Here is a 25,775-nt window from a genome sequence, read left to right as displayed (position 1 = left end):
TGTCTGTTTGTTAGTATCCGCAGCCGCCGCGTGATTTCTCCGCTGCCATACCGCTTCCTGTTTTACCGGCGAGAACGTCACCGTCCGTCGACTCGATAATGCGATCTGTCACCGAGTTGGCGAGTGTGACCGTCACGTATTGAAGCAAATCGTTCACTTCGACTTGCGTCTCCTGAAACGCCTGGACAACCGGGATCGAATCGAGTTCGTCCATCGCCTTGTCGATTTTCAGCTCGACTTTGGCGAGTGCTTCCGTCTTCCCGTAGTGCTTGCAGTTGACGGCTTCTTTTTGTAAGTATTTGATACGTTTAATCAACGTTTGAACGCGTTCACTTTCGTTCACTTTCGTTTCCGCTTCTTTGAAGCGGGCCACTTCCGGCGTGCTCGCCAATAAGTCGGCTAATTCTCTCGCTTTTTGAATCACAGTTTGATCAGTCACCATCGTAAACCCCTTTGCTCTCTATGATTGAACGCACGCCTTGACGCACGCAAGTATTCCTCATCATTCTACCACGAACTTATGGCAAACGGTACCGCATCGATTCACTTCGAGACGGTCGCCGTCCGAACCATATCGACGTGAGGAATCCCGTCCTCTAAGTACTCCTCGCTCGTTCGTGTGAACCCGAAGCTCGCATAGAACGGCTCCACGTATGTCTGTGCTTGCAAGTACAAATCGCGATCCCCAAAGTCAGCCACGGCTTCTTGCATCAAACGCCGCGAATGGCCTTGTCCCCGATGCGTCGATTTCGTGACGACACGGCCGATGGCGACCGGCGACTCCTCCTCGAGGACACGTAACGTCGCGACCGGGCGACCATCAGCCTCAATCCAGTAATGGACCGCCGCCACGTCTTTCCCATCGACTTCTTGATATGGGCAATCTTGTTCCACGACGAAGATTTCGGTCCGGAGCGCCAATAACTCATAGAGTTCTCTCGTCGTCAATTCGTCAAACCGTTTTTTATGCATCTCCACTTGTCTCCCCTCATAACTTCGAACCGAGCGCTCGGGCGACATGAAGCCCGCTCGTCATCGCCCCGATTGTGCCTGCCCCCGGAAATACTGTATCCCCGCAGACATACAGGTTCGGCAAGGTTGTCCGGTAGCTCGCCGCATGGAACAAAGCTTGTTGCGGTGTTTGGGCATAACCACCGACCGCGCCGTGCGGACGTTTCGTATATTTCACCCACGCCCCTGGTCCCCCGGGCAACATGACAGACGATTCGCCGTTCCAGTCCGGGAACGCTCGACTCACAACCGAGACGAGGCGCTCGGTCCAATCTGTCTCTAGTTTCTCATACGTCGCCTTGTCTTTCCAAGCCTGCCACTCTGTCAAATCGATATGGGTCGAGACGGTGACGGTCCGTTCCGGTCGCTCGGTCCGGAGCGAATCATCTGCGGCTGACATCGAGATGAAGGCGTGTCCTGACGGTAAGTCATCGCTATACACTTGTTGGAACAGCGGACGGTTCATGCATATCGCTTCGGGTAACGTGACGTACAGACTGAACGTTCCCCATTGCGAGCGCTTTAAGTGACGCCCGTACTGCTTGCTGAATTGACGTGACGTATCTCCGCTCAGCAGTTGAGCGGTCGCCTCGAGCGGGATGGCGGAGACGACGACATCGACGAGGTCGAGCCGGCCCCGCCGATCGGTCAAGAGCCAACCGTCCGCCACGCGCTCGAGTTTGACGATTTGTCGTCCGAGAAGGGTTTGTCCGCCGTCTTTTTGAATCGAGCGCTCCAAGGCGTGAGCGAGCGTGTACAAGCCGCCATCGACGTAAAATGCCCCTTCGTGGTAAATCGATAACGCGACGGCCGCGAGCAAGTGACTCGCCTCGCGAGCTCCGGTCTGAAGACTATCGAGCAAAATCCCGTCGATGACCCGTTCGAACGCCGTCCCGTTCAATCGATGCCGTTTTAACGTTGTACCGAGCGGCCGGTATAACTTCCGAAACGCACGTAGTTGCGTCGGTCGAAAACCACGTATCGCAACCGATGCGTCATGAATCGTTCGAAACGGCAACGCCGGTAGCGTCTCAAACAAAGGACGAATCGTCTCAAAATCGGTCCATACTTCATTCAAGAAGGCACGAATCCGCGGAGCGAGCTCGGGAAACGTCGATTCAAGTTCAAGTAAAAAACGAGTCGGGTCTTGATAATAGCGGACCGTTTTCCCGTCCACATGAATCTGCATCACTTCCTCTAACACCCGAACGTCGATCGACTCACCCAAATACGTCAGCACTCGTTCGTGTAGTCCGCCCGGTTCAAATCCCATCCCGAGCGTTGCCCCGGCTGGGAATCGGTAGTCACCGCGCTCGAACTTACCGGCGCAACCACCCCACTCCCGCGATGATTCAAACACCGTCACGTCATGACCAATCCGACTTGCCAACGCCCCGGTCGTCAACCCGGCAATCCCACCGCCGATAATCCCGATTCTCATTCCTCATCCCCTCCTGACTTCATCATACATGGGTTCCTTGTATCCGAGATGTTTCGACGTGTTTCGGCAACATATTTCAAGCTTTAGGCAGGGTTCTGCCAGAAGATGGCGAAAAAAATCGATAAAGGACAGGTGAAACTATATGCGAAGTCGGGTCATCATTTATCTGCTCATCCCTATCTTAATTTTTATCGGCATTCTCATCACCCCGCCATCGGAAGAATCACAAAAATTGGCCACGATGACGGCTGTGAATATTCAAGAGATGATTCCGTATGAACGCGAGTACACGGCACAAAAAGTGTTACTCAAGGAAGTGAACGATGGCCGCGAGGCAATCATCGAGGAGTGGCGACTCGAACGCGGGGCGCGCACGACTTATAGTTACGTGTTACGACTCCAAGGGTTCGATACGGTGATTCAAGTCGATGCTGGGGCGGCCAACACGCGTTCGGACGGCTATTATGCCATGCAAGCGCACAGTCCCGTCTTCGAAGCGGACGAACCGCTGTCGACCGGTTATCCGATTGTACTCTTCGCCACCGAGCAGCGGCTCGTTTTAAACCAGATGGAAGTACGCGTCCTATACGAAGAGGACGGTGTCATTGAAAAATGGCGTATCCTTGAATCCACAGACTCCTAACAAAGGCGGAATCGATATGAATCTCACGTTTCAACGAGCAACCGAATCACAACTGACCGAAATTTATAGTCTTGCAGGCGTCAACCGCGAAGAAGCAACCAATCACGTCTCGGCTGATAGCCGGGAAAAGATGATTGAAGCGTACGAACACTCTGCGAAATTTGGTGCCTATTTCCTCTGTCTCGTCGATGGTGAGACGCTCGTCGGCTGGACGCAAATCGATAAAGCATTCGACTATTTGACGGGTGCAGAGGTCGGTTGGGTGAACGACCTGTATATCAAGCCCGCGTTTCGCGGTCACGGCTATGCCAAACTATTGATGCGAGAAGCACTCGATACGTTCAAACAGATGGGCCATACTGATGTGCGCCTGAACGTGTATGCTCACAATCAAACGGCGATGCAACTATATGAACAACTCGGTTTCACAGACGTCAGTAAATTTATGAAGATTGACATTTGAAAGGTGGTATTCGATGCAAAAAATACTTCTCATCGGCTCAGGCGGTTCGGGCAAATCGACGCTCGCCCGCGTGTTGGGAACCCAACTCGGCATCGACGTCCATCACTTAGACGCCTTACTATGGAAACCAAATTGGTCACCCGCCACACGGCAAGAACAAATTAAAACGCAGTCCGCATTGATTGGACGCGATTCATGGATCATCGACGGCAATTACGGGGGCACGCTCGACTTGCGCCTTCATGCTGCCGACACGATTGTTTTTCTCGACTTGCCGAGGATCATTTGTACGTATCGCGTCTTGAAGCGCATGCTTTCCTATCGTGGCAAGACACGTCCGGACATGGGCCCAGGTTGTGAGGAACGGTTTGACCCGAAGTTCTTGAAATGGGTGTGGGATTATCCGAAATCGCAACGCCCGATTGTGATCAACCGATTGCAAGCCCTTCCTGATAACAAACAAGTCATCATATTGCATTCACGGACAGAGGTTCGTGACTTTATAACGCGCGTCGGTACGGAGCAACACCTATGATTCCTAAACTTGAACCAATCGTAGCAGCGAAGACGTTCGTCACAACGCGTTTCTCCCACTGTCGGGCCGCACTGCTCGCCGGGAGCGTCGTCCGTGGTGAGGCGACCGCAACGTCGGATTTAGATATCATCATCTTCGACGACACCCTCGGCTCGTCTTATCGAGAGTCGTTCATCGAGTCCGGATGGCCCATCGAACTGTTCGCCCATAACTTGACGTCGTATCGGACGTTCTTCGAGCAGGATTGCCGACGTGCCATTCCGTCGTTGCCGAGAATGGTCGCCGAAGGCATCATCTTGAAGGACACAAATATCGTCGAAGACATCAAGCGTGAAGCGAGAGCCTTGCTCGACAGCGGGCCCGAGGCTTGGTCGGACGAGACGATCGAGATGAAACGATACTTCCTGACCGATGCACTCGATGACTTGATTGGATGCACTAGTCGTGCAGAAGGGTTATTCATCGCGGGCACTCTCGCCACGTTGGTCTGCGAGTTCATCCTGCGCACGAATCGACAATGGATGGGCTCCTCCAAATGGACGTACCGCGCTCTCGACCGCTACGATGCGCAAGCAGCCCGAGAACTCGTCACTGCCCTTGAGGCGTATTATCAAACGAACGAACCCGACGCGCTCATCCGTTACGTCGATGAGACGCTCTCCCCGTTCGGCGGCCGGTTGTTCGCCGGATTCAGCCGCGGGAAATCAAACGAAACGTGAGGGTACTCCATGTTCTTTCTTCAAATGTCCGGGTTCCCCGGATCAGGTAAGTCGACGCTGTCTCGGGAAATCGCCCGACGGCTGGATGCGGTCATCGTCGATCATGATATCACGAAGACGGCACTGCTTGAATCGACTTCACAACACCCGCTTGACCCGGCGCTCGCCGGAAAAGTCGCCTATGATCTCGATTGGGCGCTCGTCGAGTTCCATCTGTCTTTAGGACGGAACGTCATTCTAGATAGCCCTTGTCTATATGACGTAATGATTGACCGCGGTTTGGCGATTGCGGCAAATAACGGGGCCACGTATCGTTACGTCGAGTGTCTCGTCGACGACGTCGATGTAATCAATCGGCGGTTGCGCGAGCGAGACCGGAAGCTCAGTCAAATCGGAAGCGTCTCACCAGAAAATTTCGATCGGACCGTCGCCAGCAGTAAAAAACCACCGAATATGCATGCGCTTACAATCGATACAAATCGCCCGCTCGAGACGTATTTACCGGACGTCATCGCCTATCTTCAGGCGATTGATTGACGATTCGATGCACCCTGAAACTTTTTCCCGGATGCATTTTTTTAATCATTTTTTGTATTTTTATGCTTTACAATTAATAATCATACATATACACTTAGTCTCATATCTTGAAGGAGGAATTCATACATGAAAAAGTGGGTCATTACAGGGGGATTAGTGGCAAGTGCATTACTAGCAGGATGTAGCCAAGAGACGACGGGCGAAGAGAAAAAAACACTCGTCATGGGGACGAGCGCCGATTACTTCCCGTATGAGTTTGTCGATACGGCGAACGGGGATGAGATTGTCGGATTTGATATCGAGATCGCCGAAACCGTCACGGAACGCCTCGGCTACGAACTCAAAATTGAAGACATGGACTTCGGCAGCCTGCTCGGGGCACTAAACGCCGGACGTGTCGACTTCGTTATGGCCGGTATGACGCCGACCGAAGAGCGGAAAGAAAATGCCGCCTTCTCGGATATCTACTTGTCGGCGACGAACTTAGTCATGACGAAAGATGAGTCACTCGAGTCGATTGAGGCGCTCGCCGGCAAGAAAATCGGCGTCCAAACCGCTTCGATTCAAGAGAACATCGCCAAAGACCAAGCTCCGGAGGCAGAGCTCGTCTCATTGAACAAGATTCCAGAGATCGTCCAAGAGTTGAATACGGGTCGGATCGACGCGATGGTCATCGAGGACACGGTCGCCCAAAAATACTTGGACCAAGATGCCGGACTGTACACGTTCGCCTTGAAAGAAGATGGCGAGAAAGGTTCAGCAGCCGCCTTTAAATTGGAGGACGACCTTCGCGATCAGTTCAACGAGGAGTTGAACAAGATGATTGACTCAGGTGAAATCGACAAACTCGCCAAAAAATGGTTCTCGATGGAGCCGACGGAATGAGACCAGTCTCGCTGCCGATTTATCCAGTCACCTATCCAGACGGGTACCGTTTGAATCAAAACGAGAGTCAGTTCCCGGTGCCGTCCCGCCTCTATGACCAGCTCGCGACGATTTCGTTCCAAGACTTGCATGAGTATCCGGTCCAACCGATTGACGAGTTGTTCACCCGTTATGCGGCCTACGCCGGTGTCGAGCCGAATCAATTGCTCGTCGGTTGCGGCAGTGACGAGATGATTCACGTCGTCACCCAGGCGCTGTTGGCACCGGAAGACGTCGTCTTGTCACCGAGCCCGGATTTCGCACTCTATCCGATCTTCACGACAATCGCGCACGGCCGGCACGTGCAAGCCGATGACCTGTCGTATGACGCACTCGTCCAGGCGATCACGCAACACACACCGAAGCTGTTGCTGTTGTCGAACCCGAACAATCCGACCGGTAAATTGTGGAGCGTCGCTGAATTGGCCGAACTCGCGGGACTCGTGCCGTACTTGATCGTCGACGAAGCCTATATCGACTTCACACCGACGTCGAGCATGGTGGCCCATCTTGATTCATTTGCGAATGTGATTGTACTGCGGACGTTATCGAAGGCGTTTGGCCTGGCCAACGTCCGCCTCGGTTTCATGGTCACGACGACCGAACTCGCCGCTTATTTCCGTCAGTTCGTCCCGCCGTTCAACATTAGCGGTGTCAGCGCGAAAATCGCCAACATCTTTTTACAAGATGCGACGTATCTCGATGAGGCCATCGCATGGCACGCCGACATGCGCGGACAGTGGACCGACTTGTTCGCCACCATCGGACACGTCCATCCCGCCGAGGCGAACTTCATTTACGTCACGCTCGATGAGCCGGAGGCCGTTTGGGCCCACCTCGTCGCGCATGGCGTTCACACATCGAAACAACCGAACGGGATTCGCATCACGCTCGGCAATGAATCTGCTCTCGAAGCAACACGTCAGGCACTAGTCACCTTCGCGTCACAACCGACAGCATAAGCAAACGACCCGACATCACGTCGGGTCGTTTCGTCATGGTATGAACTTGAGCACTTTTGCTGGATTCCCCCCGACGACGGCACGGGCTGGCACGTCTTTCGTCACAACGGCGCCAGAGGCGATGACGGCATCGTCCCCGACTGTCACCCCTGGGTTTAGAATGGCACCGCCGCCGATCCATACCCGATGTCCGACCGTGACCGGTTTCCCGTATTCAAGACCCGAGATTCGTTCGATCGGGTCGAGCGGATGCGTCGCTGTATACACGTGCACACCCGGACCGAGCATGCAATCGTCACCGAATGTGATTGGACAGATGTCGAGGAATACGCAATCAAAGTTAGCGAAGAACCGTTCTCCGAGATGAATGTTATAACCGTAGTCGCATTTGAACGTCGGCTCCAAATAAAACGAACTTCCGGTCGAGCCGAACAGCTCCGCTAACACTGCTTTTCGGTCGTCGAGTTCATCAATCCCGGATCGATTAAATCGTTCCGTCAAACGCCGGGCCTGACGCCGGTCGGCGACGAGTTCCTCGTCTCCGGCCAAGTAAAGCTCGCCCCGAATCATCTTTTCTTTTTCAGTCATCTGCATCTCCCCCTATTCTGTCATCATTATAGAGGAATTTCTAGCGAAATGGGGAATAGGAACATGACGAACTAGAGGAGGAATAGACAGATGAAACGAATTCTTGACTGTAGAGCCAGTGATTTCTTGACGTTCAACCGCTCGGATTTGATTGGATCGATTCGCAAAGCCGAAGGTCGGACGGTACTCGCCGAAGTCATCCCGACCGTACAACCACTCTATCCGGAAGTGACGAACGCCGAACTCGCGCGGGCGTTCGGTGCCGACATGATTCTTTTGAACATGCTCGACGTGTTCCACCCGTACATAAAAGGTCTCGAAAGCCACGCCTTGTTCGGAAACATGCCGGGCGAGACGATGTCTGACAATCCCATCATGGAATTGAAGCGGCTCGTCGGTTTGCCGATTGGGGTCAACCTCGAGCCGGTCGACTTTTCCGAGAAATCGGAGGACATGTATGATGTGAAACAAGGACGGCTCGCGACACGGGAAGCGTTCGCCAGAGCGTCAGAGCTCGGTATCGACTTCATCTGCCTGACCGGAAATCCGAACACCGGGGTGACGAACGAGGCGATCGAGCAAGCCATCATCAACGCGCGCCAAGAGTTCGCGGGCGTCATCATCGCCGGGAAGATGCATCAAGCCGGCGTCGGCCGTGTACTTGATCAAGAGGCGTACGTCCGTTTTGCTGAAGCCGGGGCCGATATTATCTTGATTCCAGCGCCCGGCACCGTTCCTGGCGTCCGTGAAGATGAATTCTATGAAGTCACGCGCGAGATTCAAGCGTTGGATAAACTCGTCGTCGCCGCCATCGGCACATCACAGGAAGGGTCCGATGAAGCGACGATTCGTGACATCGCCTTGTCCTCGAAGCGCGGTGGGACGGACATCTTCCATATCGGCGATGCTGGGCTGTCCGGAATCGCCACACCGGAGAATATCCAGGCGTTATCGATTGCGATTCGGGGACGGCGCCATACGTACATCCGTATGGCCGCCTCGGTCAACCGCTAATCAAAAGGAACGAAGCCGATTGTGGCTTCGTTCCTTTTTGTGTTACCAGTCGGTGACGTCCCGGCGTGGTTTCGCCGGAGTCGTCGTCCCGTGCCGTTTGGCGAGGAGCGCCTCAACGTCTTGTAATGACACGCCTTTGGCGGCGAGCAAGACGAGCAGGTGGTACAAGAGATCGGCCGACTCTTCGACCAAATCTTCATCGTTCAATGCCGCGATGACGACCTCGAACGACTCTTCCCCAAACTTCTTGGCAATCTTGTCAACACCTTGGTCGAATAGATAAGACGTATACGACCCTTCTTTCGGTGACGCCTGTCGTTCTTGAATCAACTTCTCTAATTCGTGAATCATCCTTCCACCTCCGTGAAAAAGCAACTTCGATTTCCCGTATGACATGTCGGTCCATTGGCACGGACACGAACCAAGAGCGCGTCTTGGTCGCAATCGACGTGGATGCTCTCGAGTTCGAGCGTATTCCCGCTCGACTCCCCTTTCATCCAGAGTCTCCCTTTCGAACGTGACCAGAACGTGACCGTGTTCGTCTCGAGCGTCTTCTGAATCGCCTCCTCGTTCATGTAGCCTAACATGAGGACGGCGTCGTCCTCTGTCGACACGATGATGGCTGGAATCAATCCGTTTTCGTCGTAACGAACCGCATCGGCAAGTTGTGCTCGCTGCATACGTGTTTCACCTCTTCCACTGTCGTTTTCCGGTCATGCAAAATCGAGGCGAGTAGCGCCGCATCGACCTTCTCGAGCGCGTCGACGACGTGATTCGCGTTCCCGGCACCGCCAGAGGCGATAATCGGGATATCGACGGCGTCCCGGAGCAAATCAAGGATTCGCAAATCGTAGCCGCTCTGCTTTCCGTCCTGATTCATCGACGTGACGAGCAGTTCACCCGCCCCAAGTGCGGCCACTTGCTTTGCCCAATCGACGGCCCGCAACTCGGTCCGGTTCTTCCCGCCATACGTATAGACGAAGTACTCGTCGTCTTCGAACTTGACGTCGATGGCGATGACGATACATTGTGACCCGAACCGCTCGGCCGCTCGTTTGATCAAATCGGGTGATTCGACGGCGAGCGTGTTGAGCGACACTTTATCGGCCCCAGCTTTTAAGAGCGAGGAAATATCCTCAAGCGACCGAATACCGCCGCCGACCGTGAGCGGGATGAACACTTTCCGGGCGACAGCACTGACGACGTCAAGCATCGTCTGGCGGCGTTCCGTACTCGCAGTGATATCGAGAAACACGAGCTCATCCGCACCGGAGGCGTCATAATACTTGGCAATCTCGACCGGGTCGCCGATGTCACGTAACGCGACAAACTCGATCCCTTTGACGACACGACCGTCTTTCACATCAAGACACGGAATGATGCGACGTTTAAGCATGGCGCGCCTCCCACTCGATCAAGTCATCAAGACTGACTTGTCCGGAGAGTAGTGCCTTCCCGACGACCGCCTCGTCGATGCCGGCCGCTTGAAGCGCCTCGACGTCAGCCTCGGTCGTCACGCCACCCGAGGCGATGATCGTGACTGAAACAGCATCACGGAGCGCCTTCATCCGCTCGAGGTTCGGTCCGTTCAATTTCCCGTCCGAACCGATATCCGTATAGAGAATCGTCTTGACCCCACGGTCGACGAGTTCTTTCGCGGCATCGATATCTTTTAAGTCGGTCGCTTCTTGCCATCCGTTGACGGCGACGATGCCATCATAGGCGTCGAGGGCGACGGCGACACGATCACCGTACTTCGCGAGCGCCCGGTCCAAGAAATCCGGGTCTGTAAACGCCTTTGTCCCAAGCAAGACACGGTCGGCGCCGGTCGCCATGACCGCATCGAGCGCTTCCTCGGAACGAATGCCTCCGCCGGTCTGGACGAAGAAGCCGCACGATTTGGCGAATCGGACGACATCAAGATGTCTCGGTTCGCCGGCTTTCGCCCCTTCGAGATCAATCAAGTGAAGCATCGGAACGCGCCCTTGCCATTCCTTCAATTTCTCATACGGGTCTCCGTACTGTTCTTCTGTATTGAAATCGCCTTCCGTCAAGCGGACGATTTTTCCGTCAATCAAATCAATGGCCGGTAGTAATCTCACGTTCGACCGCCTCCTTCCATTCTGTCAATAAACGTAATCCGAACGCGCCGCTCTTCTCGGGATGAAACTGCATCCCCGTGACGAGCCCTTTTTGCACGATGGCTGGCACGGTTTCACCCATATAATCGGCAGACGCGACGACGTGGACTGGATCAGTCACGACGTGATACGAGTGGACGAAATAGACGTCCTCGTCGCGCAAAATCGAGTTCCAGCCGACGTGTGGCAGACGTTTCGCCCGCATCCGCTCGACGCGCCCTTCAATCAAACCGAGTCCCTCCGTCGGCACGCCTTCCATACTCGATTCAAACAAGAGTTGCATGCCGAGACAGATGCCGAGGAACGGCTTTTCATTCGCCGATCGTTTCAACAGCGGAATCAGCCCCGTCTCGCTCAGCGATTGCATCGCCTGCGGGAACGCTCCGACCCCAGGCAGCAAGATGGCATCAGCTGCCTCGATTTCCACTGGGTCGTTCGTGATGATGACGTAACAGCCGATAGCTTGGAGTGCCCGTTCGACGTTGAACACATTACCCATTCCATAATCGATGACCGCGATTTTCATCCTTCGATCAGTCCTTTCGTCGACGGCAATCGATTCGACCCGTCTTGCCCAATCGCCTCGGCGAGGGAGCGACCGAACGCCTTGAACAACCCTTCAATCATGTGGTGCGAGTTCGACCCGTAGAGGACCTCTAGGTGCAGTGTCAACCGGGCGTTCATCGCCACGGCCCGGAAAAACTCTTCGGCGAGCTCGGTGTCAAAGTCTCCGAGTTTCGGATTTTTAATATCGGCCCGGTAGACGAGGAACGGACGGCCCGACACGTCGACGACGGCACGCGCGAGCGTCTCGTCCATCGGCAAATAACTCGTGCCGTAGCGGCGAATGCCGATTTTGTCGCCGAGCGCTTGATTGATCATCTGCCCAAGGGCGATTCCGACGTCTTCGACCGTATGGTGAGCGTCGACCCACGTATCCCCTTCGACATGGACCGTCAAATCGATTTGGCTGTGGAACGCGAACAGTGTCAGCATATGGTCAAAGAAGCCGACACCTGTCTTGATGTCACTTTGTCCTGTCCCATTCAAATCAAGCTTGAGCTCGATGTTCGTCTCTTTTGTCTCTCGTTTCGTCTCAGCTGTTCTCAAGTGAAGTCACCTCTTCTATCGTTTGTTGAAGCAAGCGGTACGCCTCGTCCGTGCCGGCACTGACACGAATCCCGTCTGCGAACGCGCGAACATGGACATCCTTTTCTAAGAAACGGGCGGCCCAAGCTTCGCTGTCCGGTGTTTTGACGTATAGGAAATTGGCACGGCTCGGTAAGACGTTTCCAATCGGTGCGAGCAACGTTTCAAGCTTTTGTCGTTGCGTTTGATGGAAGTTGATCGACTCCTCGATATATTCGGAGTCGTTCAACACGACCGTCGCCACGGCCGCACTCAGCCCGCTCACGTTGAATGGCGAACGGAACCGGTCAATCTTCTCGATTAAGCGCTCGTCGGCAATCATGAAACCGATGCGCAGATTCGCGAGTCCGAACGCTTTCGATAACGTACGGAGAATGATGACGTTCGCGTGGTCCGCGAGTCGGTCTTTGAATGAATCTTCCATCGTGAAATCGATATATGCCTCGTCCACGACGAGATATGGAACACGGCTGGCGACCGTTTCGAGTTCATCGAGCGTCCACATCTTTCCCGTCGGATTGTTCGGGTTCGACACGAGCACAAGTTTCGGCCGTTCCGCCTCGATCGTCTCGAGCAATGATTGAATCGACAATCCGTCCGCATCCGGCTGCACAAAATTCCCGCGAGCGATATGCGTATAAATGCCGTACATCGAAAAATCGGGAATCGGGGCGGCGACGACGTCATCGGCGTCAAGGATTGCCTGACAAAGAATCGCGAGCAATTCATCGCTACCGCTCCCGACCATGAGTTGTTGCGGATCCACACCAGCATATGTCGCATAACTTTGTTTCAGCGCTGCCAATTCATCGACCGGATAATGGCTCAAATCGAGCGGAAGCTCTCGGATTGCCGTCTTTAATCGCTCTGGGAACTCATATTGGCTCTCGTTTTGATTCAACGCATGTCCTTTGACCGCCTGCGGGACGTAGCGGGGAATCGTCTCATAGTTCTGTCTCATACGTCCTCCAATCGAACCGCCATCGCTCGGGCGTGGCCGTCAAGTTGTTCTTGTTGCGCGATGCGAATCGCGGCGTGTGTGACACGTTCATCGAGCTCCGTCATCTGAAGGAACGTCTGTCTCCGGTAAAAATCATCGACCGAGAGGCCGCTCGAGAAGCGGGCCGTCCCGCTCGTCGGCAAAACGTGGTTCGGTCCAGCGATGTAATCGCCAAACGCTTCCGCGGCTTCATGACCGAGGAAGAACGAACCACCGTGACGGATGGCTTGCATATAGGTTTCCGGGTCGGAAACGGCAAGTTGCACGTGCTCGGCTGCCATCTCGTTGGCGACTTCGATCGCACGTTCGCTCGACATGATGCGTACCCCGCCTCGTTTCAATGCCTCGACCGCAATGTCACGGCGTGGTAGCTCGGCCAGCTGGCGTGTCAATTCCTGTTCGATTCGTTCGGCCAACTCGTCTGACGTGACGAGAGCGAGTGCCGTCGCTTCAACGTCATGTTCGGCTTGGGCGAGCAAGTCGGCGGCGACCCATTTCGGATTAGCCGTCGCATCGGCGATGATGAGTACTTCAGACGGTCCAGCGACCGAGTCGATGCCGACGATGTGAGAGACGAGCGATTTTGCAGTCGCGACATAGGCGTTACCAGGTCCGACAATCTTGTCGACCGGTTTGATCGTCTCAGTGCCAAACGCAAGCGCGGCCACGGCTTGTGCCCCGCCGACCAGATGACACTCATCTGCCCCTGCGATTTTTGCCGCAATCAATAGCGACAAGTCGATGCCATCTGGTTTTGGCGGCGTCACCATGACGATCCGTTTCACACCGGCCACTTTCGCCGGGATGATGTTCATCAAGACGCTCGAGGGATAGACGGCCGTCCCACCCGGTACGTACACGCCGACCGAGTCGAGCGGCATGAAGCGACGTCCGAGTCTGAACATGCCATCTTCATACGCGTCGTCTTGACGACGCTGACGCTCGTGGAACGTGCGAATGCGTTCGGCGGCGAGCGTCAACGCCTCGGTCAACTCCCCGTAAGCTTCAGGTGGCGTGAAGGCTGTCAAGTCGACCGTTTCGATTACGTCGACACCGTCAAATTTCTTTGTAAACTCTAGGAGCGCTTCATCTCCGTTCGACTCCACGGCCTCGAGAATTGGCTTAACCGCTTCCGCCCAGCTTTCACGCCGGCTCCGATTCGTTTCCGTGCTCATTTCGCTTCCTCCTTGCTTAAACGACGAATCCAGGCCTTCAATTCATCAGGATCGTTGGCGAGAGCCGTCTCACTCGTGATGAACTTGGCGTTCACCGTGAAAATCGTTTCGTATTCCTCGAGGTCGTTCGCGCGAAGCGTCGCCCCCGTCTCGACGATATCGACGATGCAATCGGCGAGTCCTGTGAGCGGTGCGAGTTCGACCGAACCGTTCAACGCGATCACTTCGACGTTCTGTCGCTTCGAAGCGAAGTGAGAGATAGCGATATTCGGATACTTGCTCGCGACTTTCAATTTTTTCGTCCCGTTCTTCCGTTCTTTCGGTCCGCAAACCGCCATCCGGCAACGGCCGAACGGCAAATCGACGACTTCGAGGACGCCAGGCGTCTTCTCTCGCAAGATGTCGCCACCGACGACGCCGACATCAGCCGCGCCGTGCATGACATATTTATAGACGTCATCCCCTTTGACGAAGATGAACTCATGCCCGTCGACTTCGACGGTCAGTTCCCGGCCGCGTTTTTCGGGCCAGACGGTTAATCCGACTTGTTCGAAATAGTCTCGGGCCGCTTTTTCAATGCGTCCTTTCGCGATGGCCACTTTCATAAAATCACCTCACCTAACTGTTCTAAATCGAGCGACAATCCGAACGCCCGTCGCGATTGACCGAAATGTCCGTATAGCGAATCATAGCGACCGCCCGAGAGGACCCGCCGTCCATCGATGCTTCCTGTCACCGTCAATCCTGAATAGTAATCAAAATCGCCGGTCTGTCCAAAGTCGTACGATACGTTCAAACCGATGGCGCGTAAATGTTCGACCGCCCGCTCGACTTCATTGATCGCAGCCGTCAATCCTGGCTCGGCGACTTCTCGTAGTTCAGCGAGTGCCGAATCACCGATTAAGAACGGTAGCTTCGCGATTAACGGGTATTGATACGTATCTGCGAGGTCACGGAGTGATTCCAAGTTACGGAGCGCCAAATATTGACGGAGCGTCCGCTCTGGGATCCCGGCCTCTTCCGCCACGGCCGCGACCAAGGCAGCCGAGCCGACTTGAATCCGAAGCCCGTCTTGCGGCAACACCCGCTCGGTCATACTGAGGAACGATTCAATCAGCTCCATATCGGGTGCATCACCATCAATCCATTCAAGCCCGAGCTGTTGACGCTCATGCGGCTGACCCGAATGTTTCGGGGTACGCCGATAGACGGCACCGGCATAGGCGACCCGCATCGGTTCATGACCATCGGCGAGCTTCCGAGCGATTTGCAACGTATAGTCCGGACGCATGACGAGCAACTCGCCGTCATTCCCGAACAGACGATAATAGGCCGACTCATCGAACAAGGCCAAGTCTTGATAGTGCGAATAATATTCCACGAGCGGTGGCTCAATGACACTGTAGCCATTTGACTCGGCTCGCTCTAAAAATGACAACATCCACTGCTTTGGACGCAGAACGTCTTCCCCTTGCAATTCGTGCCATCCTTCCGGGATGGATCCTTTTGTATTGAACCAGATCATCAATATCACCCTTTATCTTATTATCACTTTACCAAACTAAAGTAGTGTGTTAAATTTATCAAACCAAGCCGTTGCTGTCAACCGGCGAACTCGAAAGGAATGTCGACTGATGATTGACTTTACCCGTGATGGTCACCTTCACACCCCATTTTGTCCGCATGGTTCATCCGATTCGCTCGAAGCGTATGTAAAGCGCGCCTTGAACCAAGGAATCAAGACGCTCACGTTCACGGAGCATGCGCCGCTCCCGGCCCGGTTTCAAGACCCGACGCCAGACCAAGATTCAGCGATGGCGCTCGATTTGCTCCCGCGTTATATAGAAGCTTTGCAGACGTTGAAGCGGTCGTATCCCGAACTTGATCTCCGCATCGGTTTGGAGATCGACTATTTGCCCGGATATGAGTCCGAGACGCTGGCGTTGCTCGAGCCGTATGCCGACGTATTAGACGAAGCAATCTTGTCCCAACACTTTCTCCTCGTCGACGACGAGCTCCTGCCTATCGACTTCTCGGCCGACACGTTTGATGCGCTCGTCAAACGTGTCGGCTCGTTCGAGGCCGTGATGAAACAATACTACACGGCGCTCGCTGCCGGACTCGCATTCCCTTGGGAGCGCTTGAAAGTGGACCGCATCGGACATATCGACTTACCGATCAAATATCAACACAAGTACACGTGGGCCCGCTCGAACGTGCAGGACGAACAGACGCGCTTGCTACAAACGATCGCTACACGCGGTTTCGGTCTCGATTTGAATACGGCCGGTCTCCGCAAGCCCGATTGCGGCCAACCTTACGCCATTGACGTCGCGTCCGAGGCGGCCGCACTCGGCATCCCGTTCGTGCTCGGTTCAGACGCCCATATCGCCTTCGATGTCGGCGCCGGGTTCGAAATTATACAAAAAAAAGCCACGTTCCTATGAACGTGGCTTTTTCACAGCGATCTAGCTATCTAGATCCCCATTTTTGGTTGTCGATAACGATATGGCGTTCCATTTCTTCATCTATTGACAATAATACCATACTGAACCCGCATTGCAACCCGAAAATGAAAAAAGGATGACGTGGGTGTCATCCTTACAAAGTTAGACCGCCATCTCGGCGTATAGGTCTTTCAACTCTTCCGTCGCTGCCTCGTCCATTTGTAACGCCACGAGTTCAACAAACCGGAGCGCCGGATCCGTATCCCCTGACAAGGCGACGATCTCAGCTGCGGCACCATCGAGCGCTAGCAAGATGCCCGAGACACCGAGCGTCGGATAGTAGCGAAGCAACGCCCGAACGTGCTTCAACTCCGAAACCTCATTTCCGTTGATCTTTAATGACTTAACGGCGAGCTCTTTATGCGTCCCGATGGCAAATTTATCTTCCCACACCTCTTCGAGTGTGATCAACGCTTCCACATCATAGGCACCATCTGTGAAACGAACTTGTTTTTCCATGTAACATTTCCCCTCTCGTTAATCTACTTTCATTATAAGAAAGAAACCCACGAAAAGATTGTGAAATATTGAACATTATGTGTAAACTTTGTCTCACCTGTGCTTAGCCATAAAAAAAGGTCCCTCCGAAGAGAGACGAATAATGGAAGAGTAAAACACCATTGGCAGTACATTAATAATATAACATCGAATGTAAACGTTTACAATGTGTTTTTGAAACTTTTTTCGAGTGGCATATGTACCACGTCAATCCCACTCTCACGCATCAAATCGAGGCCGTCACCGTGCTCATAGCCGACCGCATAGACGACACGGGCTACGCGTGACGCAATCAAAGCGAGCGAACAGGCATGACATGGTGAGTGGGTCACATAGGCTGTCGCGCCGAAGGCGTTCGTCGAATCCGCGGCGAGCTTACCAATCGCGTTGATTTCGGCGTGGATTTCATGTTGCTTCGACCAATTATGGTGGTCGTATGGGTCCGAACATCTAATAAATGTCACACCCTCATGGATGAATGAAACCGGTGCCTCGAGCAAATCGACCGCATCTTCTGACACGTACTCGGCCCGTTTATAAAAACCGTCTTCCCGTTTTAAAAAGATCTCATTGCAGTTCGTATGCCCGGGTGGCGTCCCATTGAGCCCAATCGAGATCGGCTTCTCATCTTTGACGATGACGCAAGCGACACTTTTCGAGGCGCATTTCGAATGGCGTACCGCCATCATATCAGCGAACTGCAACCACGTCTCATCCCATAGCCGTTGTTTTTCCATTTTCTTATCCTCCTCAAAGAAAAGGAAAGTCTGAGGGCTCAGACTTTCCTCGTTCAATATCCAGTCTCTTTTGGCAACTCTTTGTTTTTTGAAGCGATCTCGATGACTTTTTCTTTCAACTCGTGCTCCATGCGATCGAGTTCACGTTCGGCCTCACGACGCTTCTGACGTCCTTCTTGTTGAATCCGGAGCGTCTCGTCGAGCGTCGAGAGCAAGTTCTCGTGCGCCACTTTGAGCGATTCGACCGAAACGATGCCTTTCTCGTTCTCTGTGGCGATCTCGATCGATGAGTCTTTCAACATCTTCGAGTTCTGCTCGAGCAACGTGTTCGTCGTCTTCGTGACGTCTTGCTGCATGCGGAGAGCCGTCTTTTGTCGTGTCAAGCTGAGCGCAAGCACGACTTGGTTTTTCCAGAGCGGAATCGTATTGACGACCGCCGACTCGATTTTCTCGGCTAGAATCTGGTTGTTCTGTTGGATGACCCGGATTTGCGGTGCCATTTGCAGACTGATTGTCCGGCTCAGTTTCAAATCGTGCAATTTTTTCTCGAATCGGTCCGCGAGTTGAATCATGTCGTTCAACTGTTGAAGTTTGACCTGGTCTTTCGACATCTCCACTTCTTGACGGAGCGGGGCGATCTCATAGCTGCGCACGTGGTCAAGTTTCGTCTCACCGGCGGCGATATAGACGTTAAGCTCTTCAAAATAACGCTTGTTCTTATCGTACATCTGATCGAGCATCGTGATGTCCTTCATCAAACCGAACTTGGCCCGGTCTAGATTATGGATGACTTCTTCTAAATAGACGCTCATCTTTTCAAACTGGAGTTTGTAGTTCTCGGCTTTCTTCTTGGCCCGTCCGATGAGCGGCAAGTTGTCCATAAAACTCTTCTTCTCTGGCTGCAACATGTCCGGGTCCATCTTGCGTACGTTCTGCATCAAGTCGGACAATAGCTTTCCGGCGTCACCGCCATCCTTCATCCGGACCTCGGTCAAGATTTGGTCCGAGAATTGCGACAGTTCGCGTTGCACGTTTGATCCGAACAACATGACGGAATCCGTCTTTTTAATATCGATCGACTCGGCGATGCGCGTGATCCGTTCCCGGTGTTCTTGCGGGACATCTGGATTCACTTGAATCGCCGGCACCTCATGTTTCTCTGTCATAGATGACCAGTCCACGGACGGGTCCGAAATCGCATCGGTTTCCGTCTTCGTTTTCGTCTGTGAAGTGAGCTCTTCTTCTGGCCATGACTGCCAGTTCGTTTCATTCGATGAAGTCATGTTTTTTTCTCCCTTCTGGTTGATCGGCCAATACTTTTTCCATCATGATCAACTCTCGTTCAAAGTCGACCGCATCGTCTTCTAAGAGACGGCTGCGTTGCTGTTTGAACTTGTCGACGATGAGTCGCATATTGGTAATCAACTGTTCACGTGTCTCTTCTTGAATGACGACGCGTTTTCCTTCTAGTTCTTTAAATTTCAACACGACCGACACAAGCGAATCCAAATAGAACGTGAAGAGATCACGAACATGTTTCGCATCTTGTGGATTCTCGAACAGTTCAGCGAACAGTTCGTGCGCTTCCTTCGAGACGGCCTTCATCTCACGCCGCACCTCGATGTCTTTGATTTCCGGCAAGACGCGGTCGATTTGTTGCAGTTTCTCATACCCTTGTTCAATCGTCCGCTGCAAAAATTGAAGCTCTAAATCGTCGGTCGCCTCGAACTGACGTACCGGCGCCGCTTCTTCAAGCGGTTTCAAGATACGCGAGCCGACGAACGGTTCGTCTTCATCGAGCAACAGCTTTTTCTTGGCCCGTTTGGCAACGGGGGCCGGTGCCCGCTTCCGGCGTTTATTGGTCGACCACACTTCGTTTAATACGAGCGCCCCGACGATGATAAACAACCAAGAGAAATCAAAAACGTTTATGGCAAAATATAGGATCGCCCCGGTCAGGGCCCATTTCATCCATGTTTTCATCCGTTTCACCTCGTCTCATGATACTTCTATTGTACCTTACGTGACCCTTCAAAAAAAGTTTCGTCATCTTTATAAGCTTAGCATAATGACGCCGCACGCTCTCTCGGTCGCAAGAACGAAAAGTCAGGGTCGCTCGAATGTAAAAAAACCTCCTGATTCAATGAATCAGGAGGAGTTCGTCACGTTACACCGTGACCCACGTTGTCACCATGACGATGGCGACCGTCACCGGAATGACATACCGGATGAGGAAGTGCCAGACCGGGTACAGCTTGACACCAGCGCCCGATGTTTGAATCTCTTCTTTAAGAATGCGTTGATCAACGACATACCCGACGAAAATCGATGTCAAGAGCGCACCGACCGGCATCAAGACATAGCTGACGATATAGTCCATCGAATCGAAGAACGTACGACCGTTCAAGAACTGCATCTCGCTCATCACTCCGAACGAGAGGGCCGAAGGGATACCAACCGCAAAAACGATCGCTGCTGACAAGAGTGTGACGTTCCGTTTCGACATCGTCTGTTTCTTTTCGTTCAGTCGGTCGGTCACACCGGCGACGACGACTTCAAGCATCGCAATCGATGACGTGATCGAGGCGAACGTGAACAGCAAGAAGAACAATACCATGAAGAAACCACCGAGCGGGACTTGATTGAAGACGGCCGGCAAGACGACGAAGAGAAGCGCCGGGCCTTCAGCCGGGTCGAGACCTGATGCGAACACGGCCGGGAAAATCGCGAGACCCGCCAACAGCGAGACGGCGATGTTCAATAGAACGATCATGTTCGCCGAGCGATTGAGCGTGCCTTTCGTTTTAATGTAGGACGCATACGTCAACATGGCCGCAACCCCGAGTGATAGCGAGAAGAACGCTTGACCGAGGGCGAACAAGACCGATTCCCCCGTCAAGGCAGAGAAGTCAGGCTGCAAGAAGAAGCGAACCCCTTCCATCGCCCCGTCGAGCGTCAATGAGCGGATGACGAGGACGATGAAACTGACGAACAAGAGCGGCATCAAGATCTTGCTCATCCGCTCGATTCCAGCTTCGACGCCTTTTAGCACGATTAAGAGCGTGATCAATAAGAATAAGAATTGACCGAACACGGCGATGCCTGGTGACGAGACGACATCTCCGAAGACGGCACCGAATTCGTCAGGCGATCGGCCGTTCAATGTCCCGCTCAAGCCGAGACCGACATAGATTAAGACCCAACCACCGATGACACTGTAGAATGAGAGCAATAAGAAACATGCGATGACACCAAGGTAACCGACGAGCGTCCAACGGCCGTGTCCTAATTTTTTGAATGCGAGCAGTGCCGTTTTTTGTGTCGAGCGTCCGACGATGAACTCACCGATCAATAACGGGAGACCGAGTAAGAGCGTAAACGCTAAAAACATGAGCAAAAAGGCGCCGCCTCCACTTGTGCCGGTGACATACGGAAATTTCCAGATCGCACCGAGACCAATCGCTGACCCTGCGGCCGCTAAGATGAATCCAATTTTTGAGGCGAACGAGTTTTGCGCCATTACCATCCCTACTTCCTGTTTTCATATCTATTTTCATAATAATAGTGAAATACTAACACGGTTCAGAAATGAGAACAACAAAAAACAGAGAAAAGTCTGAATTCTTTTCTCTGTCTGGTTTTTAGTGGGATGGCACAAGGAATGTCAGTTCACTTGGCAAGACGTCGATGTGTAATCGGTCCGCCTCAAAATGTTCCCCATCGACGTCGATGATCTGTGATTCGCTCAAATGGACGGTCAGTTGAGACATCTGTAGATGGACCCACTCCGGCGACGACTGTTCGAGTCCGAGTTGTTGCGTAAGCAGTTGCCGAATCATTGGAAAGCCGATGGCCGAGCTGTGCACGACTTCGACGAGTCCGTCGGTGAACGATTGGGTCGGTAACTTTGTCGGTACCGTACCAAGATATGCCCCGTTTCCGACGTACAAAAAACTGACCGGCCCATCATGGACGACCTCCCCACCGTGTTCGATGCGGACGTCGAACGGGTCGAGTTCACGAAACTGCCGGATTGTCGCTAAAAAGTAGCCGATGGAACCAAGAGATTCTTTTTGAAGCGGATCGATTTGTCTCGATGCGTCGGCGATCAGGCCGACCCCAATAAAATTGAGGCCATATCGATCATTGACCCGCATGACGTCGACGGGCTGGACATGACTCATCTTAAATAACCGAGCCGCCTCAATCGGTTCGACTGGTAAATCGAGCGCACGGGCAAAGTCGTTGCACGTACCACCGGGGACGAGGCCGACCGTCGGCCGCTCGTCCTTCGGAAGTGACATGAGGCCGTTGACGACCTCATGCAGGGTCCCGTCCCCACCGATGACGATTAAATGCTCGAACGACCCACTCGCCTCGGCAAAACGGGCAGCATCTCCTTGTCCGAGCGTCTTTCGAATCAGAATCTCGTCATACAAGGATTCGACCGTCCCGACAACCTCACCGAGCATCGTTTCACTTGCACCGGATGTTGGATTCGAGATAATCATTGCTCTCATAGGAGACCTTCCTGCTCCAAGAAGTCTTGTGCGACGTCATAAGCACGCTCATTCCCATACGCGACGCGGCGGTTGAGTTCAGACATTTCTTCATCTGTAATTTTACCGGCCAATTGATTGAGCGCGTCCTCGATTTCAGGGTGCTCGTCTAATGTCTCTTGCTTGAGCAACGGTGCCCCTTGATATGGCGGGAAGAACTGTTGATCATCTTCAAGGACAAGCAAATCATTCTCGGCGATATCCGGGTCCGTCGCGTATGCATCGACAAGGTTGACGTCACCACGAGCGATGGCGCGGTAACGGAGTTTCTGTTCCATCGAGACGACCGACGGGAAGTCGAGACCGTAGGCTTGCTGAAGTCCAGGGTATCCGTCTTCCCGGTCCGTAAACTCGAGCGTGAAGCCGGCTTTAATGTCCGTTTGCACGTTTCGTAAATCAGAAATCGATGTGATGCCTTCCTCTTCGGCATAGTCGCGTGGGATGGCGATGGCATATGTGTTGTTGAACTGCATCGGCTCAAGCAAGGCATAGCCGTCGTCTGCCAGCGCATCACGAGCCTGTTCATACACTTCGCGAGCGTCATTTGAGTTCGGTGTCTCTTTCACGAGACTGGCGAGTACCGTCCCTGTGAATTCTGGGTAAATATCGACATCACCAGATTGGAGCGCACCCCAGACGAATGTCGTCTCGCCAAAGTTTGGTCGGACAGAAACAGTCAAATCAGTCTCTTCCTCGATCAATAATTTATACATGTTCATTAAAATTTCAGGCTCTGGTCCAAGTTTTCCGGCGACGACGAGATCGGTCTGTTGCGTGCGACCGAGCGCGAGCGGTGCCGCGACGATTAACGCCAAGACGGTAGAGACAGCAATCAATTTTGTCTTATTCCGCGTAGCTGTCGCGCCTTCCATTTGTCGGAGCAAGAAATCGAACAAGAGAGCGAGGATGGCGGCCGGGATGGCGCCGAGTAAAATCAAGTAGTTGTCATTCCGGTTGATTCCTAGAAGAATCAACGTCCCGAGCCCACCTGCTCCAACGAGGGCAGCGAGCGTCGCCGTCCCGACGATGAGGACCATCGCCGTTCGAATCCCGGCCATAATGACCGGCAAGGCGAGCGGGAGCTCGACTTTCATCAAGCTCTGGTTCGGCTTCATGCCGCAAGCTCGTGCCGCTTCGATGAGCGATTTGTCGACCTCGTTCAGTCCGGTGAACGTGTTTCGTAAAATTGGGAGTAAGGCGTACAACACGAGGGCGATCGTCGCCGGCAAGGCGCCAATCCCAACAAGTGGAATCATCAGTCCGAGGAGCGCCAAAGAAGGAATCGTTTGAATGATGGCAGTGACACCGATGGCGGTCTCGGCCACTTTTTTACGGCGCGTCAACCAAATACCGAGCGGGACGGCAATCAAGACCGCGATCAATAAGGAGACGACGGAGAGCTGCAAGTGCTCGATGAGCGCCTCGACGAGTTCCCCTCGTCGGTTTTGGAATGTCTCAAGCATCAACCTCACCTCTTCCGCGTTGTGTAAAGTCGAGGACGAACGGGTCCGTGCTCGCTCTGATTTCATCTGGTGTCCCGACGACGACCAACTCGCCGTCACGCATCAACGCGATACGGTCTCCGAGTTTCATCGCTTCCTGCATGTCGTGGGTCACGAACAAAATCGTTTTCCCAAGTTCATCGTTCAAGCGTTTAATATCGTCTTGGAGTTGGCCCCGGCTGATTGGGTCGAGTGCCGAGAACGGCTCATCCATCAAGATGACGTCAGGATCGGCCGCGAGCGCACGGAGCACCCCAACGCGTTGCTGTTGTCCACCGGATAGCTCGGTCGGCTTTTTAGCCCGCAAGACGGGATCTAATCCGGCGATTTCCATGAGTTCGGTCACGCGGTCTTTCGTCTTTTGCTTTGGCCACTTCAATAGTTCAGGAACGACAGAAATATTTTCTTCGACCGTTAAATGAGGGAATAAGGCAATTTGTTGAAGTACATAACCGATATTGCGGCGTAACTCATAAATATCGAATTGGTAAATCTCTTTCCCATCAATCAAAATTTTCCCGTCGGTATGATCGATCAGTCGATTCACCATTTTCATGGTTGTCGTCTTGCCACACCCTGATGGGCCGATCAAGACAAAAATCTCGCCTCTTCGTACTGTTAAATCCAAATCTTTGACGGCTAACGTCCCGTCTTCGTAACGCTTAGATACACTTTGGAATTCTATCAACTCTACCCCTCCTCGGCTCGTAACTTTTCATGAAAGTCAAATATTAGTTTGCCCGTTTCCAACGATTGTTAAACAATGAAACGTGCTGGGACGCGGTCGAAAGACTGCCAACCCACGAGGCGAGACAAAAAAGGTTCCCCCGCAGGAGAACCTTTAGATTATGGCAATGTGATTGTGATATGACGACGACCCCAATTGATGGCCTCGCTCTTCGTGTCGACGAGTAAATCGACGATGTTCCCTTTAATGCGTCCTCCTGTATCAAGGGCGATCGCTTGGCCGATGCCGTCGATTTGAACGACCGTACCGAGCGGGATGACAGATGGGTCGACGGCGATGATACGCATGCCGTTATAATAAATCGAGTCTGTCACGTCATGGCCTGTCGCCGTCAAGACGCGCCCCCCGTAAGAACCGTTGTCAGCTGCATCGTTCGTGTAGGCCGTTGACTCGGCTTGAATGACACGTCCTTGTGTCGAGACCGGTGTCACGGTCGCACTCGATGCCGCTTGTTGCTTCTTCTCGGTTTTTGCTGCGGCTTGGCGTTTCGCTTCTTCTTGTCGTGCCTGTTCGGCAGCGACGCGCTTTTCTTCTTCCAAACGTTCTGCTTTCGCTTTCGCTTCACGCTCGGCCTGTTCACGTTTGGCTTTCTCTTCTGCCAAGCGCTTTTCTTCGGCTAAACGTTTTTCTTCAGCGAGCCGTTTCTCTTCGGCAAGACGTTTCTTGCGTTCGATTTCTTGTTGGCGCTCCAACTCAATGGCCTGACGTTCTAATTCAAGTGGGTTTTGGACAATTTTCTGTTCAGTCCCGATTCCAATTTGGGCGGCATCGGCATTCGCAGCAAACACGAATGTTCCAACAGCGGCAAATAAAATCGCGATTATATATTTTAAGGAATGCATTAATAGGTCAGCACCTTTCTCGTCATCTAACGAACAGGAGTAAATTTACCATGTCGTTTCAATCACGAGAAGGGATTTTG

General features: G+C 53.2%; 30 protein-coding genes and 1 pseudogene. 9 read left to right on the top strand and 22 right to left on the bottom strand.

The features are described 5' to 3' along the window. Positions 1 to 10: 10 nt before the first annotated feature. The 3 genes from KNP86_RS03290 to KNP86_RS03280 all read right to left on the bottom strand — a co-directional run bounded on the left by KNP86_RS03290 (position 11) and on the right by KNP86_RS03280 (position 2,452). A complete protein-coding gene (locus KNP86_RS03290) occupies positions 11 to 442 on the bottom strand; it encodes a YlbF/YmcA family competence regulator (protein WP_021067281.1) in 432 nt (143 codons plus the stop codon). Positions 443 to 543: 101 nt separating this feature from the next. Further along, on the bottom strand, positions 544 to 972 hold the full coding sequence (locus KNP86_RS03285; protein WP_214752818.1) for a GNAT family N-acetyltransferase: 429 nt from the start codon (positions 970 to 972) through the stop codon (positions 544 to 546). Positions 973 to 988: 16 nt separating this feature from the next. Next, the gene (locus tag KNP86_RS03280; RefSeq protein WP_214752817.1) at positions 989 to 2,452 is read right to left on the bottom strand and encodes a phytoene desaturase family protein; all 1,464 of its coding nucleotides are present in this window, start codon (positions 2,450 to 2,452) and stop codon (positions 989 to 991) included. A gap of 142 nt (positions 2,453 to 2,594) precedes the next feature. Here KNP86_RS03280 and KNP86_RS03275 point away from each other — a divergent pair, with 142 nt between their 5' ends. The 7 genes from KNP86_RS03275 (at position 2,595) to KNP86_RS03245 (ending at position 7,235) form a co-directional block, all read left to right on the top strand. Then, a complete protein-coding gene (locus KNP86_RS03275; RefSeq protein WP_214710996.1) occupies positions 2,595 to 3,095 on the top strand; it encodes a hypothetical protein in 501 nt (166 codons plus the stop codon). 16 nt (positions 3,096 to 3,111) lie between these two features. Next, entirely contained in the window at positions 3,112 to 3,558 is a 447-nt protein-coding gene (locus KNP86_RS03270; RefSeq protein ID WP_214710995.1) for a GNAT family N-acetyltransferase, read from the top strand. Positions 3,559 to 3,571: 13 nt separating this feature from the next. Beyond that, entirely contained in the window at positions 3,572 to 4,093 is a 522-nt protein-coding gene (locus tag KNP86_RS03265) for a DNA topology modulation protein (RefSeq protein WP_214752815.1), read from the top strand. Continuing rightward, the gene (locus tag KNP86_RS03260; protein WP_214752813.1) at positions 4,090 to 4,812 is read left to right on the top strand and encodes a nucleotidyltransferase domain-containing protein; all 723 of its coding nucleotides are present in this window, start codon (positions 4,090 to 4,092) and stop codon (positions 4,810 to 4,812) included. The genes KNP86_RS03265 and KNP86_RS03260 overlap by 4 nt, the downstream gene beginning before the upstream one ends. A gap of 9 nt (positions 4,813 to 4,821) precedes the next feature. Beyond that, positions 4,822 to 5,349 (top strand): P-loop nucleotide/nucleoside kinase family protein, encoded by a 528-nt coding sequence (locus KNP86_RS03255; RefSeq protein WP_214752811.1) that lies wholly within the window; start codon positions 4,822 to 4,824, stop codon positions 5,347 to 5,349. Positions 5,350 to 5,475: 126 nt separating this feature from the next. Beyond that, positions 5,476 to 6,234 (top strand): transporter substrate-binding domain-containing protein, encoded by a 759-nt coding sequence (locus tag KNP86_RS03250; protein WP_034777396.1) that lies wholly within the window; start codon positions 5,476 to 5,478, stop codon positions 6,232 to 6,234. Then, positions 6,231 to 7,235, top strand: a complete 1,005-nt coding sequence (locus tag KNP86_RS03245; protein WP_214752809.1) for a pyridoxal phosphate-dependent aminotransferase — start codon at positions 6,231 to 6,233, stop codon at positions 7,233 to 7,235. Before KNP86_RS03250 ends, KNP86_RS03245 begins: the two co-directional genes overlap by 4 nt. A gap of 33 nt (positions 7,236 to 7,268) precedes the next feature. Here KNP86_RS03245 and KNP86_RS03240 read toward each other — a convergent pair whose 3' ends face one another. Continuing rightward, a complete protein-coding gene (locus KNP86_RS03240) occupies positions 7,269 to 7,823 on the bottom strand; it encodes a maltose acetyltransferase domain-containing protein (protein ID WP_214752807.1) in 555 nt (184 codons plus the stop codon). 90 nt (positions 7,824 to 7,913) lie between these two features. Here KNP86_RS03240 and KNP86_RS03235 point away from each other — a divergent pair, with 90 nt between their 5' ends. Continuing rightward, the gene (locus KNP86_RS03235) at positions 7,914 to 8,837 is read left to right on the top strand and encodes a DUF7916 family protein (protein WP_214710292.1); all 924 of its coding nucleotides are present in this window, start codon (positions 7,914 to 7,916) and stop codon (positions 8,835 to 8,837) included. A 42-nt stretch (positions 8,838 to 8,879) separates the two neighbouring features. On the opposite strand, the pseudogene hisIE reads toward KNP86_RS03235, so the two are convergent. The 9 genes and pseudogenes from hisIE to KNP86_RS03185 form a co-directional block, all read right to left on the bottom strand. Next, positions 8,880 to 9,517: pseudogene (hisIE, locus tag KNP86_RS15830) on the bottom strand (bifunctional phosphoribosyl-AMP cyclohydrolase/phosphoribosyl-ATP diphosphatase HisIE). Beyond that, a complete protein-coding gene (hisF, locus tag KNP86_RS03220) occupies positions 9,466 to 10,233 on the bottom strand; it encodes an imidazole glycerol phosphate synthase subunit HisF (RefSeq protein ID WP_138859521.1) in 768 nt (255 codons plus the stop codon). The pseudogene hisIE and the gene hisF overlap by 52 nt, the downstream one beginning before the upstream one ends. Beyond that, entirely contained in the window at positions 10,226 to 10,939 is a 714-nt protein-coding gene (gene hisA, locus KNP86_RS03215) for a 1-(5-phosphoribosyl)-5-[(5-phosphoribosylamino)methylideneamino]imidazole-4-carboxamide isomerase (RefSeq protein WP_214752805.1), read from the bottom strand. Before hisA ends, hisF begins: the two co-directional genes overlap by 8 nt. Next, positions 10,917 to 11,504, bottom strand: coding sequence for an imidazole glycerol phosphate synthase subunit HisH (gene hisH / locus KNP86_RS03210; protein WP_214752803.1), 588 nt, complete (start codon positions 11,502 to 11,504; stop codon positions 10,917 to 10,919). Before hisH ends, hisA begins: the two co-directional genes overlap by 23 nt. Then, positions 11,501 to 12,088, bottom strand: a complete 588-nt coding sequence (gene hisB / locus KNP86_RS03205; RefSeq protein ID WP_214752801.1) for an imidazoleglycerol-phosphate dehydratase HisB — start codon at positions 12,086 to 12,088, stop codon at positions 11,501 to 11,503. The genes hisH and hisB overlap by 4 nt, the downstream gene beginning before the upstream one ends. After that, positions 12,075 to 13,088, bottom strand: a complete 1,014-nt coding sequence (locus tag KNP86_RS03200) for a pyridoxal phosphate-dependent aminotransferase (protein ID WP_214752800.1) — start codon at positions 13,086 to 13,088, stop codon at positions 12,075 to 12,077. The genes hisB and KNP86_RS03200 overlap by 14 nt, the downstream gene beginning before the upstream one ends. Beyond that, entirely contained in the window at positions 13,085 to 14,302 is a 1,218-nt protein-coding gene (gene hisD, locus KNP86_RS03195; RefSeq protein ID WP_214752798.1) for a histidinol dehydrogenase, read from the bottom strand. The genes KNP86_RS03200 and hisD overlap by 4 nt, the downstream gene beginning before the upstream one ends. Continuing rightward, complete coding sequence (gene hisG / locus KNP86_RS03190) at positions 14,299 to 14,907, bottom strand: ATP phosphoribosyltransferase (protein WP_034777382.1); 609 nt, start codon at positions 14,905 to 14,907, stop codon at positions 14,299 to 14,301. The genes hisD and hisG overlap by 4 nt, the downstream gene beginning before the upstream one ends. Next, entirely contained in the window at positions 14,904 to 15,827 is a 924-nt protein-coding gene (locus KNP86_RS03185; RefSeq protein ID WP_034777381.1) for an ATP phosphoribosyltransferase regulatory subunit, read from the bottom strand. The genes hisG and KNP86_RS03185 overlap by 4 nt, the downstream gene beginning before the upstream one ends. A gap of 109 nt (positions 15,828 to 15,936) precedes the next feature. On the opposite strand from KNP86_RS03185, the gene hisJ reads away from it, so the two are divergent. Then, a complete protein-coding gene (gene hisJ / locus KNP86_RS03180) occupies positions 15,937 to 16,749 on the top strand; it encodes a histidinol-phosphatase HisJ (RefSeq protein WP_214752796.1) in 813 nt (270 codons plus the stop codon). A gap of 162 nt (positions 16,750 to 16,911) precedes the next feature. On the opposite strand, the gene KNP86_RS03175 is transcribed toward hisJ, so the two are convergent. From KNP86_RS03175 to KNP86_RS03135, 9 genes are all read right to left on the bottom strand, one after another. Then, positions 16,912 to 17,268 carry a hypothetical protein gene (locus tag KNP86_RS03175; RefSeq protein WP_034777378.1) on the bottom strand — a complete coding sequence of 119 codons (357 nt, stop codon included), beginning with the start codon at positions 17,266 to 17,268 and terminating at the stop codon, positions 16,912 to 16,914. 200 nt (positions 17,269 to 17,468) lie between these two features. After that, a complete protein-coding gene (locus KNP86_RS03170) occupies positions 17,469 to 18,044 on the bottom strand; it encodes a deoxycytidylate deaminase (RefSeq protein ID WP_034777377.1) in 576 nt (191 codons plus the stop codon). 53 nt (positions 18,045 to 18,097) lie between these two features. Then, entirely contained in the window at positions 18,098 to 19,327 is a 1,230-nt protein-coding gene (locus KNP86_RS03165; protein ID WP_034777376.1) for a toxic anion resistance protein, read from the bottom strand. Next, a complete protein-coding gene (locus KNP86_RS03160; RefSeq protein ID WP_034777375.1) occupies positions 19,311 to 20,027 on the bottom strand; it encodes a 5-bromo-4-chloroindolyl phosphate hydrolysis family protein in 717 nt (238 codons plus the stop codon). The genes KNP86_RS03165 and KNP86_RS03160 overlap by 17 nt, the downstream gene beginning before the upstream one ends. Positions 20,028 to 20,211: 184 nt before the next feature. Further along, positions 20,212 to 21,564: a sodium-dependent transporter gene (locus KNP86_RS03155; RefSeq protein WP_034777374.1), complete on the bottom strand. Its 1,353-nt coding sequence runs from the start codon at positions 21,562 to 21,564 to the stop codon at positions 20,212 to 20,214. A 121-nt stretch (positions 21,565 to 21,685) separates the two neighbouring features. Beyond that, positions 21,686 to 22,564, bottom strand: coding sequence for a diacylglycerol/lipid kinase family protein (locus KNP86_RS03150; protein WP_034777373.1), 879 nt, complete (start codon positions 22,562 to 22,564; stop codon positions 21,686 to 21,688). Continuing rightward, on the bottom strand, positions 22,561 to 24,066 hold the full coding sequence (locus tag KNP86_RS03145) for an ABC transporter permease/substrate-binding protein (protein ID WP_034777372.1): 1,506 nt from the start codon (positions 24,064 to 24,066) through the stop codon (positions 22,561 to 22,563). Before KNP86_RS03145 ends, KNP86_RS03150 begins: the two co-directional genes overlap by 4 nt. Beyond that, a complete protein-coding gene (locus KNP86_RS03140) occupies positions 24,059 to 24,793 on the bottom strand; it encodes an ABC transporter ATP-binding protein (RefSeq protein WP_214752794.1) in 735 nt (244 codons plus the stop codon). The genes KNP86_RS03145 and KNP86_RS03140 overlap by 8 nt, the downstream gene beginning before the upstream one ends. A gap of 158 nt (positions 24,794 to 24,951) precedes the next feature. Beyond that, positions 24,952 to 25,695: a 3D domain-containing protein gene (locus KNP86_RS03135; RefSeq protein ID WP_214752792.1), complete on the bottom strand. Its 744-nt coding sequence runs from the start codon at positions 25,693 to 25,695 to the stop codon at positions 24,952 to 24,954. Between the last annotated feature and the right edge of the window lie 80 nt (positions 25,696 to 25,775).

It is taken from the genome of Exiguobacterium sp. s16, from assembly GCF_018618115.1.
GTDB classification, from domain to species: Bacteria; Bacillota; Bacilli; order Exiguobacteriales; family Exiguobacteriaceae; genus Exiguobacterium; species Exiguobacterium mexicanum_A.
Note: the sequence above shows the minus strand (reverse complement) of the source record. Positions and strands in the feature narration are given on the sequence as shown.